Origin of the sequence: Streptomyces qaidamensis (genome assembly GCF_001611795.1) — a bacterium.
Classification (GTDB): Bacteria; Actinomycetota; Actinomycetes; order Streptomycetales; family Streptomycetaceae; genus Streptomyces; species Streptomyces qaidamensis.
Genome location: NZ_CP015098.1, coordinates 3873575 through 3888958 on the forward strand (window position 1 = coordinate 3873575; position 15384 = coordinate 3888958).

11 protein-coding genes and 2 pseudogenes are annotated in these 15384 nt (G+C 64.5%); 9 read left to right on the forward strand and 4 right to left on the reverse strand.

Annotation, left to right across the window (positions count from 1 at the left end):
• Positions 1-10: 10 nt before the first annotated feature.
• The 4 genes from A4E84_RS16960 (at position 11) to A4E84_RS45770 (ending at position 2686) form a co-directional block, all read left to right on the forward strand.
• On the forward strand, positions 11-418 hold the full coding sequence (locus tag A4E84_RS16960; protein WP_062931480.1) for an NUDIX hydrolase: 408 nt from the start codon (positions 11-13) through the stop codon (positions 416-418).
• Between the two features lie 46 nt (positions 419-464).
• Entirely contained in the window at positions 465-890 is a 426-nt protein-coding gene (locus tag A4E84_RS16965) for an ATP-binding protein (protein WP_062927396.1), read from the forward strand.
• On the forward strand, positions 890-1270 hold the full coding sequence (locus A4E84_RS16970; RefSeq protein WP_062931481.1) for a hypothetical protein: 381 nt from the start codon (positions 890-892) through the stop codon (positions 1268-1270). The genes A4E84_RS16965 and A4E84_RS16970 overlap by 1 nt, the downstream gene beginning before the upstream one ends.
• A gap of 471 nt (positions 1271-1741) precedes the next feature.
• Entirely contained in the window at positions 1742-2686 is a 945-nt protein-coding gene (locus A4E84_RS45770) for an AbiTii domain-containing protein (RefSeq protein WP_159029584.1), read from the forward strand.
• A 152-nt stretch (positions 2687-2838) separates the two neighbouring features.
• Here A4E84_RS45770 and A4E84_RS42925 read toward each other — a convergent pair whose 3' ends face one another.
• Both A4E84_RS42925 and A4E84_RS16980 read right to left on the reverse strand, forming a co-directional pair.
• Positions 2839-4197 (reverse strand): hypothetical protein, encoded by a 1359-nt coding sequence (locus A4E84_RS42925; protein ID WP_159029585.1) that lies wholly within the window; start codon positions 4195-4197, stop codon positions 2839-2841.
• A 2562-nt stretch (positions 4198-6759) separates the two neighbouring features.
• Positions 6760-7767: an SNIPE associated domain-containing protein gene (locus tag A4E84_RS16980; protein ID WP_237304933.1), complete on the reverse strand. Its 1008-nt coding sequence runs from the start codon at positions 7765-7767 to the stop codon at positions 6760-6762.
• On the opposite strand from A4E84_RS16980, the gene A4E84_RS44535 reads away from it, so the two are divergent.
• The gene (locus A4E84_RS44535; protein ID WP_237304934.1) at positions 7759-8061 is read left to right on the forward strand and encodes a hypothetical protein; all 303 of its coding nucleotides are present in this window, start codon (positions 7759-7761) and stop codon (positions 8059-8061) included. The two genes, A4E84_RS16980 and A4E84_RS44535, sit on opposite strands and share 9 nt — an antisense overlap.
• 1085 nt (positions 8062-9146) lie before the next feature.
• Here the strand turns inward: A4E84_RS44535 and A4E84_RS16985 are convergent.
• Positions 9147-9620: pseudogene (locus A4E84_RS16985) on the reverse strand (tyrosine-type recombinase/integrase); the annotation flags it as partial.
• Positions 9621-10506: 886 nt separating this feature from the next.
• On the opposite strand from A4E84_RS16985, the gene A4E84_RS16990 reads away from it, so the two are divergent.
• Together A4E84_RS16990 and A4E84_RS16995 are read left to right on the forward strand one after the other, a co-directional pair.
• Entirely contained in the window at positions 10507-12048 is a 1542-nt protein-coding gene (locus tag A4E84_RS16990; protein ID WP_062927399.1) for a family 43 glycosylhydrolase, read from the forward strand.
• A gap of 22 nt (positions 12049-12070) precedes the next feature.
• Positions 12071-13519, forward strand: a complete 1449-nt coding sequence (locus tag A4E84_RS16995) for a family 43 glycosylhydrolase (RefSeq protein ID WP_107308337.1) — start codon at positions 12071-12073, stop codon at positions 13517-13519.
• A 99-nt stretch (positions 13520-13618) separates the two neighbouring features.
• On the opposite strand, the pseudogene A4E84_RS17000 reads toward A4E84_RS16995, so the two are convergent.
• Positions 13619-13840 (reverse strand): annotated as a pseudogene (locus A4E84_RS17000) (response regulator transcription factor); the annotation flags it as partial.
• Between the two features lie 170 nt (positions 13841-14010).
• On the opposite strand from A4E84_RS17000, the gene A4E84_RS44540 reads away from it, so the two are divergent.
• The gene (locus tag A4E84_RS44540; RefSeq protein ID WP_062927400.1) at positions 14011-14946 is read left to right on the forward strand and encodes an RHS repeat domain-containing protein; all 936 of its coding nucleotides are present in this window, start codon (positions 14011-14013) and stop codon (positions 14944-14946) included.
• A complete protein-coding gene (locus tag A4E84_RS44545) occupies positions 14943-15080 on the forward strand; it encodes a hypothetical protein (protein ID WP_237304935.1) in 138 nt (45 codons plus the stop codon). The genes A4E84_RS44540 and A4E84_RS44545 overlap by 4 nt, the downstream gene beginning before the upstream one ends.
• The last annotated feature ends 304 nt before the right edge of the window (positions 15081-15384 follow it).

Genomic DNA, 15384 nt, shown 5'->3' on the forward strand with positions numbered 1-15384 from the left:
TCCGCACTCCGTGAGCGTCGCCGGAGTCATCGTCGACGACCAGGACCGCGCCCTCTTGATCAAACGCCGCGACAACGGCCACTGGGAACCCCCGGGCGGAATCCTCGAACGCGAGGAAACCATCCCCGAGGCACTCCAACGGGAAGTTCTCGAAGAGACCGGCATCAAGATCGCGCTTCCCGCGACCCTGACCGGGATCTACAAGAACATGAAGGGCTTGATCGTCTCCATGGTCTTCCGCTGTGAGGCCGCCGACGGCACGCCCACCACCGGGGACGAGACCCGTGCGCTGCGCTGGGCCACCCGTGAAGAGGTCATCGAACTCGCCGACGAGGCGTACGCGATCCGCGTCCTGGACGCATTGGACGCGGTGTCCCCGCCGGCCATCCGCGCCCACGACGGCGTGAAACTCGTCTAGCCCGAACCCGCTGCACATGGCGGCCTACCAGCACGAAGGAACTTGTATGCACGAGTATACGAGCACCGCCCGGGTCTGGGGACTCACTTGCCCAGGATTTCCGGAAGAGGTGAGCCGGGCCCGCCGCTGGACGCGGGACATCCTGCGCGGATCTCCCCTGGCCGACGACGCCGAACTGATCGTGAGCGAGCTGAGCGCGAACGCGATCCTTCACACCGCGAGCGGTGGGGCAGGCAGCTTCCACCTGGCCCTGGCGGTCTCCCCCAAGGTGGTCGCCCTGTCGGTCACCGACGAGGGAGGGACGGGCACGGCCCCGAAGGTCGAGCAGCCGAGCATGGATGCGGTACACGGCCGCGGCTTGGGCATGGTCAGCGTCATCGCACACCGGGTCGTCGTCCACGGCAGCCACAGCGGCTACACCGTCACCGCCGAACTCTTCACGGGCACCCAGCCGGGAGGACACCCGTGCTGATGGACAAGCCTCAGCGGGGCTTCTGGTGCGAGTGCTGGACGCAGGACATCAACGACGAGACAGGATGGCCGGCACTCCGGGCATCCTTCGACGCGTACTCGGCACCACAGGCTGACAGGTGGGTCGCGGTCGCCTTACGCACCATCTCACCAGCACTCGACCCCGACGCCTCAGACGAGGCCTGGGCCTGGCTCTATGACGGCCGCATCGAGACTCGACGAGCTCTCTTGCGCATGGAGCCCTGCACCGTCTCTGTGACCCACGCCAGTACCCGCATCACATGGACGATTCGGCCAGTGGTCTTCCTGCCGATGGCTCACCGGCAAGACGTCGAACTCCCAGCCTGCGCATACGACTTCAAGCCCCACACCACAGACTGAGTTACAACTTTCTCTACTGGTTCAAGGCGGCTCGCTCCGCTCACCGCGCGCGGCCCGGCCCCCGGCCGGGCCTGCGCTCCTGTCTCCGCCCCGCTCCAGCCCTGCCGGCGCCCGGGCCGCGCTCAAAGCATGCAGCCGCCTGATGTCAGAGAAGAGGTACGTCGGGGCTGGGGCGGTCGGCTCCACGGCTTTACGGAGCCACTTTGGCGCGAGCCTCGAAGATCATGGCCCCAACGTCGTGCTTTACCGGGCAGGTCCACAGACTGCCCGACGCGCCGGAAGCTTACGGGGCCATGATCACTCGCGCCAAAGCAGCGCCACCCCAAAGCCGCTCCACCGACCTCGCGCATCCAACCATCGCAGCATTCCCTGGGTGACCGCCAAAACCTAACTTCCCAGGACAAGTCACTCAGTGTGTAGCTAACATTTGGCGAGATCGAAGACACCAGGGGATTACAGCGGGAGACGCGAGTGGCGCTATTGCAAGATCTGATTAGGGATGCGGCTGGCGAGGAAGTCTCTACCGCAAGCCTTCTTCGACAGGCTCGAATTGTGGCAACACGTCTACGAATTTCCGACGCATTGAACTGGATCGATAGAGAACTAACAGGATACCCCGACGAGGATGTACCAGCCTATCGCGGGCCATTTCCTGTGCACACACTTGGAGACTTTGCAGGACCCTTCGGCTCAGGGGTGAGCAATGCTCCTGTCGCCGTCTCCATGCTACCCGAAAGATTCAACCCCTCTCGACTTGGAAAAACCAGCATAAATTCTAGCGTTTCCGAAATCGAAGATCTCCTCAAAGGTGATCTTCGAAATGGACTTGGTGTTCCTTGGACCGCAGACATGGTGGCCCAATTCAACTTCCATCACACTCGTGGCGACTTCACTATGTACGAAGGAATGGGCGCAACGCGCATTTGGCGTCAACTTTCACCGTCACTCTTGCGCGCCATTCTCGATGCAGTTCGCACGCGAATCCTCGACTTCGCACTTCAACTTGAGGCAGAAAACCCGGAGGCTGGGGAGAAAGCAGGGGAGTCTCTCGTGACACCTGAAAAAGGGAACGAGATTTTTCATACAGTGATTAATGGCCCTGGAGCAAACGTAGCGCTAAACTCAAGCAACTTCACTCAGAATTCTTACGCTAGTCCCCCAAAGACAGACAGTGAGCTGGTTGACAGATTGAGGCAGGCTGGCGTCAATGAAGAGCTGCTGACATCTCTCACCGTAGCAATTTCCGAGGACCGCGCCGAGGCGGGGGGAGAACTGGCAGAGCCTGGTCCTCGTGTGCAGGGGTGGCTGGGCAGGGTTCTGGCCCTGGGGGCCCGATCGTCTGAGGCGGTCGGCACCGGAGTCGCAGGGGGAGTAGTCACGCAACTAGTTCTTAGCTACTTCGGCCTGGGAGGGTAGACGTAGAGCAATCCGATTGATATGAGGGTCGCCGCTGTTGCGGTCGCTGGGCCGTCCGAGGCCCTCCGCTCCCGAACGATGGCACCCGAGATCACCAGAAGGACAGTCAGCCTCGTGAAAGCGCGAGGTTAGCTTGACCAACAGAATGCTAGCTAGTCCTGCGCATCAATAATGGTCTCAAGCGCCAGGAAGCGGGCTAGGAGGATGTCCGGGCCGAGCAGATTCGCCTCACTACTGCGCGGCAACAACTGCGGCGTTTCAGAGTATTTCGGATCATCCTTTGCATGCACAATCCTATTTCGGAGTGCGTAGACTCTACGAGCAACTTGAACCTGCACGGTCTCCGACGTGGAACTGAGATTTATGGCAGGAACCCCTTTTATAGGCCCTTTACGGGAAAAGTGCTCAATAAATCCGTCGCCCTTGAGGACCTCTATCAGCTTGTCCTCTCGGACGCAGTCCCGTACCAGAATTTTCAAAGCTTCTTCTTCACCCACACCCTTCGCTCGCTCGGCGACGTTTAGTACTCGAAGCACAGAAGCGTCATCCGAAACATCAAAAGCGAAGTCCCTTATTTCACGGCGGACACGCTTTAGTGCAGCTCGACGCGCCGCGAACGGGAGATAGTACTCAAGCACTTGATAGTAGGAGAGGAAGGCAAAGGGCGGATTATCTTGAGCTTCACCGGCGAAAGAGAAGATCGCCGCAACCTCGCGAGGCACGCGCGTTGAGGGGAAGCTGATCGACTGCCACTCCTTCGGCGGCTTCCTCGACAAGAATGGTAGCCGACCACGCTCTCGTGGTATCAGACTGAGAACAAGACCATATTTAGCATCGAGCTCGAATAGCAGATCGTGCGCAAGTTGCTGCACTTGCATGGATTTTGCGGCGACGTCACTAGACGATCCCAGCATCACTTTTAGCGTGTGCTCACTGAAGTTGTCCGCCGTGTAATATCCGAGATCATAGGCGAGGAGTGTGGCAATTGGACTGATGGGGGAAATCTCGACGCAGGCATTCAAATTGGGGCTGCGGAGGTGGAACCCCACTTCATGTGTCCGCGATTTCTGCTTAATTACATAGGGCTCGAATATGTGCTCACAATCAGGTTCAGCATACTGCCAGGAGTATGACTCGATGATTTTCCCAGCAGGAATGGTAGAGCTAGAGTTGCCGATCAGAAACTCAGCGCTAGCCCCATCGTGAGAAATTATCCCCCTGTACTCAGTGTGATCTTTGTATACATCCAACCCCGAAGCGGCGGCCGGGAGGTCAGTCACGCGGATATCGGCGCTCCTGAGGAATCCCCCTTTTCCTCGTGAAGACGAACCATCACGCTCGTCCACGAAGTGCATACCGTCACTGTAGTGACCTGCTCTGCGGAAGCCGAACTTGACGATTTTGTCAATCGCCGCCAATTGCTCCTCAGACAGCGATATCTCGATCTCTTCATCTTCAGGTACTAGGCCTAGCGATACTTCGTACTCGAAATGGTCATCAACCTTAGACACCCTAACGATCCCCCTCCTGATGCATCGCAACATCTCGGCGCTCTTACATGATGCACCACGATGCGGTTACGCCTACCCGACAGTAAAAATGTGCAGTCATGGTCTGCTTCTGGCGCAGGGGAACGGCCCCGTCCGATGCCTTTGGGCCGGCCAACACAGTTGGAAAGCGTACGAGTCTGTTCCGTCTCCCGTGGACGCCGGGCCGTAGAGTCACCTGCCCGTCAGGGGTGACGCCGACGGGGGGTAGCCATCCAAGACCTCGGGATGTCGTCGTTCCAGCCGTTCTCTCGGTCGAAGGTGGCTGCTCGGCAGCCCCGGCTTCGATCAGAGCTGTGCAACCAACGCTCCCGGTCCCGGGAGTCCGTCTGAATAGGCTGCCCACACTTAGCGCATGTGTCCCGATCGGGCTCACTGTCCGCCATCGCCTCAGTGGCGCGCTCCTGAGCCTCGTGGGCCAGTTCTTCAAGTAGGGCCAAGACCTTACGCCCGGAGATGCCGGGCTCGTCGTCGAGAGCTTTCCTGACGGCGCGCACCATCGTGTCCGCTTGCGCAGACCTCATGGTTTCCATGATCGCGTATGTACGCTCATCCATCGCGGCCCCCCGGCGCATGCTCGAAGTTCAGCAGCAACGTACAGCAATCCCAGCAACTGGCAGGACCTTTCACTGACTCTCACGAGCTGTACCGCAGCCTGTAGGACCTCCAATGATCGGCCTCTGTGGAGCTACGGCCTTGGTGCGCGAACCACGGCCGCACCACAAGCGCACCAGATCGGGCGGGGAACAGCGGGGAACCACGGTGAAAGCAGCCAGGCCCGACGACACCACGCCTCGACCGTTTTCCCAGGTCAGCGCGCAACTCGATGTCAAACGCTCGCAGCTTCCCAAGTTGAGAGCTCAGATGTCGCCGTCACGGGCCGGCCGTCGCGACTTGCTGTGGTTGACGACGAGCCCCGACAGCGCGGTAAGGCCGGCCGAGGCACACGCGCGCCCTGGTCGGTCGACGCCCCAGCGCCGTGGCTGACTGTCGTTAGCTGAGCAGGCCGATCCTGTCGAAGGCACCGACTCGTGATCGAACTGGGGCAGATGTCGCCCCACCCAGCGCCGCGGCACGAGCCATACCCAGGACGGCAGGGCATCAGAAGCACCCTCTCCACGGCCAGTTGAAGTGGTGGTAAGGCATGCCGTTGAGTAATGCTTCGGTGCGTGAGCAGGGCCGTGGCCGAGTGCGGCGGGCTGTAGCCACGAGGACGCAGCCCGCCGTACTCTTTGAGTTGTCCTGCGAGGCGTCTACCTAACGAACAGGACGTAGTGGCCCACAGTCACGACGATGGCCGTCGTCGTGATCAGGGACCTGAGGCGGGCGGTCCGGGACTCGTCGGCAATTGCGAACCGGATCGTCCGCCCAACTTGCTTGAAAAACTCGCGCATTGGCGCCCTCCATTACATTGTGGCTCCCGAATAGAGCTTCTAACCTTCCCTGCGGGGAAATAAGAAAAGCCCGATCTCTAATCACTCCGGCACTAATTGGCCATCGTCGCGAAAAGAAATCAGGCTTGCGATTTCACGGTATGGATTTATAAATTATCGAGCTCTGATTCATCTCCTGTGAGACTGTGTCCCACCCCTGATGCCGCAGCTCAAGGCACGAAGAGACCGAGCAGAAACACTGTATCACATGCTCTGACCAGCAACTCTGCCTACCTCTAGGGCAGTTCGGGGTGCTGCGACGCCAAGGCAGGGCTGCCCGCGAAGCGTCTCGCGCGTCAGCAACTCAGTCGCCACTCGGAGCACGCGGGCTTCCCGGGCTGAGGCCGCGATGCGCGCCCGCGTGCACCTGGCAGATCCCGCGTGCGCCTTCCCCGCCGGCAGAACCCGAGCCACTGTGCTCAGAGCCTCACGTACTGCGTGACGAGACCGGAGGGGGAAGCCGCGTGGCGAAGTGTGGTGCGCCGACCAAGACAGGAGGGTCGTGTCAACGGAAGGTGGTGACAGGAACCTCCCGGTGCCCGGTTCATCAGGGACCGTGGTCCGCGTACGGTGTGGCCCAGCGCAAGGAGAAGGAAGCCAGGGAGAAGAAGCGCAGGATCCGCAAGAAGCGCTAGCTCCGGCTGACATCCACAACTGACATCAACGGCGCCGGACGTGGGCACCCTTGCACGGCTCGGCGCTGTCGACCCGACCGTGCAGTAGCGCCACTGGGCCGCGCTCGGATCGAACTCCTAAAGCGGGTGTCGCAGGTTCGAATCCTGCCGGGGGCACAGCAAAAGGGCCAGCTCAGGAGGGTTTCCTCCCAGGCTGGCCCTTCTTCGTTTCCCGCCCCGTGCCACAGGCGTGCCACATCATCCGGCAGAGGGCTCGCCGCCTGGCAACCACTTCAGGGCGACCACCACATCCGTCCCAAATCCGCCACAGGTCACTCTGCGTCCACCGGCTGCTCCGAGATTGCGCGACGCCATCGATAGGCCTTCTGCCGGCAGTACCTCCAAGGTCACCTGGATCAGTCTGGATGGCGCCGCCTGCCGTCTGGACGCACCCGACGAGGTTGACTGAGTCGAGCCCGTCACCGCCCGGCAGCGGTCTGGCTGGCCCTCCATTCAGGAGCCTCGGGCGTGTCCTGGAACTCCAGGAGGTGCTGTCCGGCGAGCCGCTGCAGGGCGGCGCGTACGTCTGCCGGTGTGACGTAGAAGAACTCCCGGCGTAGGTTGACCCGGTTGACGCGGCGGGACTCGAACTCCTGATGCAGGCGGCGTTCCAGGCCGACGGCGTCCTCACTGAAGATCAGGGCGTGTACGTCGAAGCGGAAGGGGACGGACGCGTCCCCGAGTTCGATGACGCGGTCCATGGGATCGAGGCGCCGGGTCATACCGATCTTGACCATGCGTTCGCCGAACGCTCCGACGTTGGAGATGACGTAGACGTATCCGGCCCGGATGTTGGCCTCGCGGGCCTCGACCGTCTCCAGTTCGGCGCCCAACTCGGCGAGTTTTTCTTCAAGTTCGGCGATGGCGGCCTCATCGCCGGTGCCGGAGCGCAGGCGGCGCAGGGCGCCCTCGTAGTGGCTGCGTTCCTTCTCCAGCCGCTGCCGCTCGCGCTCGATCTCGCGCTGCAGGCGCTCCTCCTCGCGCTGCTGGGCTCGTAGCTCTCGCTGCTCCTCCCGCTCGGTCTCCTTCCTCACCAGGTAGTCCGCCGTCAGCTCCAACTCCTGGACCCGCAGCTGGTGGTAGTCATCGCCGATGCGGATCTGCATGGTGGCGCCGAGCCGGGCGATCGACTCCCGCGTCTTGGCGAGCCTGTCGATCAGCGAGTCGAGCCGGTGCGGCTTCATGCCGCGCACTGCGTTGTCCGCCTCGGCGTTGTACGCGCGCAGCATCAGCTTGGAGAAGTCACGGACCATCTTGCGGCCCTTGGCAGCTGAGCCGTCCACCATCCAGTACTGGTTCCCGAGCACTGCCCGATCGTCCCTCGCCAACTGCTTGTAGCGGGCCTTGAGACTGTCGAGCCGGTCCTTGTAGGCGAGCGCGTCGGCGAGCGGATGGCGGTACTCGTAAATGCCGGCCTCTTGCAGCATCCGCGTCTCATCGGTGAGCACCAGATCCCGGCGCGCGGCCGTGAGGCGCTGTTCGGCCTCCGCCGTCTGGCGAGCCATGTCGTCGGCTTGGCGGCGCACGTCAACCAGGGACTGCGCGGCGCTCTCGGCGGCGTGCTCTATTTTCTCGTCGAGGAGAGCGTCGATCCGTCCGATCTCTTGGATCTTCTCCTCATGCGCGCGGCGCAGTCGCTGCTGCTCGGCGGCTATCTGAGCGCTGTCGGCTCCGATGAGACGACTCAATTGCTCCGTCAGGTGACGGTTGTCTTCCTGTAGTCCGCGTACCTGTGTTTCCATCAGCGCCAGCTCGCCCGCCAGACGCGCCGCCTCGGACTCCGCTTGCTTGCGGCGCCGGCTGAACAGACCCCCACCTGTGGCCGGGACCGTCGCCTGGGGACCGTAGGGGGACTGCTGAGGAACGGGTGCACTCGGCTGCGGCGCGGCTCCTTCCGGGATCCAGATCTGCCAGCCGGGGGGTGTGGGCCATGCGGGATCCGGTTCCCAGTCCGGTGGCGGGCTCCACCCCTCCGGCGGGGCGGGCCAGGTGGGCGGCGGGTTGAACCGGTAGGTCATGCGGCAACGACTCCTGTCGCGAGGGCGAGAGACGGCCGGCGTAACCCCGATGCCGTCCGGCAGCCAGCGGGCCGAGTCGAACGTACTCGGCCTTGTGGACCTTCGTCCTGCCATCTCCTGTTTTTGGCCCTCCTGGCAGCAGATCCGACGAGGTGGGTAAGCCGCAGGGAGCCGTTAGACTCCGGCCGCTGTCAGGACGGCTCTCCGCCGGCAGCGAAGTGCCCTTCGTCCCCGAGGGACCGGTCCGGCGCCCCCGGGCACGGCCGACTGCCCCTGACTCACCGGGTGAAGGTGAAGCGAAGGTGGCCACCCCTCTGTCCGCGGACAAGTTCCTGTCCGTTCTCAAGAGCGCACCTCTTGGCGTTGTCGAACACGGATCCTGGCGCACCCACAACCGCGACCAGCACGGCAACTGGGGCCCCGTGAACGGGGTGATGATCCACCACACGGGCGCGTACTCCTCCGCGTCTTGTGCCTCCCTCTGGCCACGCCGCGCGCGCCCACGACCTGTGGCACGAGGTCGCCCCCCTGCAGTCGGCCCGGAACGGATTCAGCACACATGAGGCCGGGAAACCCTGGGAACCTGCAAAAACCACCGAGACATGTTTCTCCAGGTCAAACGCGGTCATGGCGGAGTTTCCCCAGGTCACGACCTTGATCAGGGAAAACTCCTAAAGCGGGTGTCGCAGGTTCGAATCCTGCCGGGGGCACCAGCTCAAAGGCCCCCACCTTCGAAATTTCGGGGGTGGGGGCCTTCTGACATCCACATCTGACATCAACGCGGGCGGTCACGCGCGAATGGGGCGTCTCCTGAGCAGGCGATCCACGTGGCTCATGGCTTCGCGCTGGGTGTCCTGGACGACGTGCGTGTAGACGTCCATGGTGATGCTGATCTGAGAGTGACCGAGGATCTCCATGACAACGCGGGGTGCGACCCCGGCCGCCGTGAGCAAGGTGGCCGTCCCGTGGCGAGCGTCGTGCAGCCGGATCACGCGGAGGCCGGCGGACTGGGCGACGCGGGTGAAGGAGCGGTACAGGTTACGCGGCTCGACGGGGCGGCCGGTGCGGGTGGCGAAGACGTAGTCCGACTCCTGCCACCTCTCCCCCGCCTTGGCGCGAGCGTCCGCCTGCCGCAGGCGGTGCCAGCGCAGGGGTGCGATGCAGAGAGCGGGCAGAGGGACTGCGCGGCGACGGCGGCTCTTGGGATCGTCGTCGTACAGGACACCACGGCGGCGCTGGACCTGGTGGCGGACGTAGAGGACGCAACTGCCCCCGGACCGGCTCGACCTTGCCCGGCGTGAGCTCACGACCCAGCGCCCTCGCGACGTCCTTGGCCATCACCGGTCCGTCCGCGTCGGCCACGATCTTCATGATCTGCCGATAGTCCGGCGTGAGGACCTCTATCCCCATACCCTCCGCGCGGTCCGGCACCAGACGCATCCCGCCGGCACCTGGCCCCACCACGACCGGCTCCGGCTCCGGCTCCGGCTCCGGCTCCGGCTCCGGCTCCACGATGCCCGACGACCGGCGTCCGCCGTCGGTCGCCTCGGCCCACCGCCCGAACACCACCTCGGCGGCCTCCAGCCGGCCCAGCTCGGCGTTAATCTCCGCCAGCTCCTTGCGCAGCAGCTCAGCCCGCTCGGTCAGCTGAACCCGCCGCTCGATCGTCCACGTGAGCACGTCCGTCATCCACACCCCTCCCGCCACGGAACCTACGCAGCGGCCCGTGATTCCCGCCCGGGAAACCCAGAGACCGCCCGTGACGGACGATCACGTGCTACCGATCTCCACCCCGACCAGCACGAGCACCTCGCCCCAACGTCACACCAGCTCCGCTGAGCAGCGGAAATCACGATGGCACCAACTCATTGGAATACCAATACGCAACATCGCGAGTCAGGTCAGCCGCTCGTTGACCTTCTCGCGCGTCCACGACGCGCAGGGGGCTCGTGTCCCTGTTCCCTCTTCGCGTTCCGACCCGCAAACCCCGCGACTACTCCGCACGACAAAAGCCTGTCGAATCCATTGACGTCCCTGCCACCTCAGCTTTACCTTCTGGCCGAAGTTACGCACAATGTTCGTGATTTCGAACACACCGGGGAGGTCAGGAACCCGGGCAATGAGCCGCTCTCCCGGAAGGGACTTGTCGTGTTTCCCACCCGCGCCCGTCGCTGGTCCACGCCCCGCCGCAGTCTGACGTCGGCGGCAGCCCTGCTGGCCCTCTTTGCCTCGCTCCTGTCCGTACAGACCGTCCACACCGCGCAGTCCGCAGTCGCGGCCGACGGCAAGCCGTTCACCAACCCGATCAAGTCCCAGAAGGGCGCCGACCCCTGGCTGGAGTACTACGACGGCAACTACTACCTGGTCACGACCACCTTCACCAACAAGCTGCTCATCCGGAAGTCCCCCACCCTCGGGGGCCTGAGCACCGCCCCCAGCGTGGAGGTCTGGTCGGACACCACTGCCGGGCGCAACGCCAACATCTGGGCGCCCGAGATCCACTTCCTCGACGGCAAGTGGTACCTGTACTACTCGGCCGCGCAGTCCGGCGCCGCCTGCTGTGACACCCAGCGCACGCACGTGCTGGAAAGCTCCGGCACCGACCCGATGGGCACGTACACCTACAAGAACATCCTCACCGACGCCAGCCTCACCCCCGGCCCAACCGCCGCGCAGGGCTGGCTGATCGACGCCACCGTCCTCAAGCACGACAACAAGCTCTACCTGGTGGGCAGTGGCAAGATCAACGGCAGTACGCAGAGCCTGGTCATCGCCCCGATGAGCAACCCGTACACGCTCAGCGGCCCCTTCACGATCATCTCCAGCCCCACGCTGAGCTGGGAGACCCAGGGCAGCCCCGTCAACGAGGGCCCCGAGCCGCTGTACCGCAACGGCCGCACCTTCCTGTCCTACTCCGCCAGCAGCTGCCAGACCGCCGACTACAAGCTGGGCCAGCTGGAACTCACCGGCAGCGACCCGCTGAGCCCGGCCTCCTGGACGAAGAAGCAGACGCCGGTCTTCCAGCGCAACGACGCGGCGAGCGTCTACGGCCCCGGCCACAACGGCTTCTTCACGTCCCCCGACGGCACCGAGAACTGGATCGTCTACCACGCCAACAGCGCGGCCAACGGCGGCTGCGGCAACGCCCGGACGACCCGCGCGCAGAAGTTCACGTGGAACGCGGACGGTACGCCCAACCTCGGCACCCCGGTCGCCACGGGGACGACGCTGGCCGGCCCGTCCGGTGAGACCGCGACGACCCCGACCGCGTACACCATCGTCAACCGCAACAGCGGCAAGTGCCTCGACGTCAACGGCGGCAACACCGCCGACGGCACCAACATCTTCCAGTGGAGCTGCAACGGCGGTGCCAACCAGAAGTGGCGGATCGAGGACATGGCCGACGACACCAGCCGTCTCGTCAACGTCGCCACCGGCAAGGTCGCCGACCTCGCCGGGTGCGGCTCCGCCGACGGCACCGACATCCGCCAGTGGTCCTGGCTGAACAACAACTGCCAGAAGTTCCGCATGGTCTACCTCGGCGGCGACTACGTCCGTATCGTCAACGCCTCCACCAGCAAGGTCATGGACGTCGCCGACTGCGGCACGGCCAACGGCGCCGACGTCCGCCAGTGGTCCTGGCTGAACAACAACTGCCAGCAGTGGCGCCTCGTCCCCACCACCGCCTGATCCCGAAGGGCCGTAGCAGAACATGACACACCTCGCCAGACGGGTCCTGGTGGCAGCGGCGGCAGCGTTCGCCATGCTCACCACGGTGACCACCCCCGCCCAGGCCGCCGCCCCCGCGTCCCCGGCCGTCACCTTCACCAACCCGATAGCCGAGCAGCGGGCCGACCCGCACATCTTCAAGCACACCGACGGCTACTACTATTTCACCGCCACGGTCCCCGCGTACGACAAGATCGTGATGCGCCGGGCCACCACCCTCCAGGGCCTGGCCACGGCCACGGAGACCACCATCTGGACCAAGCACGCCAGCGGTGACATGGGCGCCCACATCTGGGCGCCGGAGATCCACTTCATCGACGGCAAGTGGTACGTCTACTTCGCGGCCGGCGCCTCGAACGACATCTGGAAGATCCGCCCGTACGTCCTGGAGTCCAGCTCGGCCAACCCGCTGACCGGCACCTGGACCGAGAAGGGCCGGATCGCCCTGCCGCTCGACACGTTCTCGCTGGACGCCACGACCTTCACCCACAACGGCACCCGCTACCTCAGCTGGGCGCAGAACGACCCGGCGGTCGGCACCGGCACCAACCTGTACCTGGCGAAGATGTCCAACCCCTGGACCATCAGCGGCAGCCCGGTGATGATCTCCAAGCCCGAGTACTCCTGGGAGACCGTCGGCCACCGCGTCAACGAGGGCCCGGCCGTCATCCAGAAGAACGGCAAGGTGTTCATGGCCTACTCGGCCAGCGCCACCGACGCCAACTACTGCCTCGGTCTGCTGACCGCCTCCGCCACCGCCGACCTGATGAACCCGGCGTCCTGGGCGAAGACCTCCACCCCGGTCTTCAAGAGCAACGCCGCCACCGGCCAGTACGGCCCCGGCCACAACACCTTCACGGTCTCCGAGGACGGCAAGTCGGACGTCCTCGTCTACCACGACCGCAACTACAAGGACATCAGCGGCGACCCGCTCAACGACCCCAACCGCCGCACCCGCTACCAGAAGCTGTACTGGAACGCCGACGGCACTCCCAACTTCGGCATCCCGGTGGCCGACGGCGTGACCCCGGTCCGTCTCTCCTCGTACAACTTCCCGGACAAGTTCCTCCGCCACTGGGAGTACCGCGCGAGGCTGGAGGCCGACGTCACCAACCTCGCCGACTCGCAGTTCCGGATCGTCACCGGTCTCACCGGCAACGGCACCGTCTCGCTGGAGTCGGCGAACTTCCCCGGCTACTACCTCCGCCACAAGAACAACGAGATGTGGGTGGAGAAGGACGACGGCACGGCCCTGTTCGACGCCGACGCCTCGTTCTACCAGCGGGCGGGTCTCGCCGATACCGCGGCCGGCGTCTCGTACGAGTCGTACAACTTCCCCGGCCGCTACATCCGGCACTTCAACAACCTGTTCTACAGCCAGCCGATCAGCACGACCCTCGACCGGCAGGACGCGACCTTCTACAAGGAGTGAAGGCGTAGACGCGACCTTCTCCCAGGAGTAAGGGAGCAGGGGTCCACGTAGACCGAGCGGCGCCAGTGCACCGTGCCCTCGCAGGGCGCGGTGCACTGCTCATTCCGGCGGCACGCCCTGGACCAGACCCGACTGGTACGCCATCACGACCAGCTGGGCCATGTCCCGGGCACCGGGTTTGGTCATCGCGCGGTGGATGTGGGTGCGCACGGTCAGGGGGCTGACATAGAGCTTCTCCGCGATCTCGTCGTTGGAGTGCCCCTCGGCGGCCAGGGACATCACCTCGCGTTCCCGAGTGGTGAGGGTGGTCAGCCGGTCGCGGGTGGTGAGGCACCAGTTGTCCCGGGTGCCCGGCGGGCGCGAGGCATGTGAGGTATGCAGCAGCTCACCGACACACCTCACAGCTATTCGAGGGTGTTCGGGCATGTTGGGGGTGTTTGGAATCGGATGCTTCGCTCTGTCGCCTTGGCTGGGTCACTCCAGGTCGTCTCATGCCCACGAAGGGGCGGCACGATCATCGGGCTCCCGACACCGACGCGGCGGGCAAGTCCGTCACCCGTGGTTACGATTCCGGCGGCCGTCTCACTTCCGAGACAGACCCGCTGGGCAACAGGACGACCTACGCCTACGACAAGCTCGGCCGACTGCTGAGCACAGTCTCCGCCCGAGGCAACGTCACCGGCGCCGATCCGGCCGCCTCCACCACGAGCTACACCTACGACGCCGCAGGAAACCGCACCAAGGTCACCGACCCCAGCGGCGCGGCTGTCAGCACCGAGTACGACGCCGTGAACCGGCCCGTCAAGGTCACCGACCCGCTGGGCAAGGCGACCGCCTACACCTACGACGCGGTCGACAACGTCACCAAGGTCACCGACGCCCTCGGCAAGAGCGTGTCCTCGGTGTACGACAAGAACAACCGGCTGGCCAGCACCACCAACCAGCTGGGCAAGACCACCACCCACGCATACGACGCCGACGGCAATCTCCTCAGCCGCACCTCCCCGCTGGGCAACAAGGAGACCTGGACCTACGACGGCGACGGCCGCCAGGCCACCACCGTCGACCCCCGCGGCAACGTCACCGGCGCCGATCCGGCCCAGTACACCACCACCAACGGCTATGACGCGGCCGGCAACCTCCTCACCGTCACCGACCCGCTCGGAGGGGTGGCCAGGACCGAGTACGACGCGGCGGGCAACGTCACCAAGCGCACCGACGCCAACAACCACGCGACCGCCTACGGCTACGACGCGGCACGCCACCTGACGAGGGTCACCGACCCGCTGGACCGCGTGACCTCCTACGCGTACGACGCGGAGGGCAACCTCACCAAGAAGACCACCCCGCGTGGCTCCACCAGCTACGCCTCGACACCCGCGGGCTGCCCACCAAGGTCGACTACTCGGACTCGACGCCGGACGTGAGCTTCGGTTACAACGCCGCCGGGCGTATGACGGCACGCGCCAACGCGAAGATCTCCGAGGACTTCGGCTACGACGCGGTGGGCAACCTCGCCAAGACCCGCGGCTTCTCCTACACCTACGACGCCGCCGGGTAAATACTCACCCGCAAGTACTCCGACGGCAACACCATCACCTATTCCTACGACAACGACGGCCGCACGTCGTCCATGACCGCCGACGGGGTCACCACCAACTACACCTGGGACGCCGCGGGCCACCTCACCAAGCCGGCGCTGCCCAACACCGAAACCGAGGACCGTACCTACGATTGAGCCGGCCGACTCACCGCGGTCGCCTCCGTAAAGTCCGCCACCACGGTCACCAAGACCGCGCTCACCCTCTCCGCCGCCGGGCTACCCACCCACGTTGACATCACCCGGGCCAGCGCACCGTGCTTTT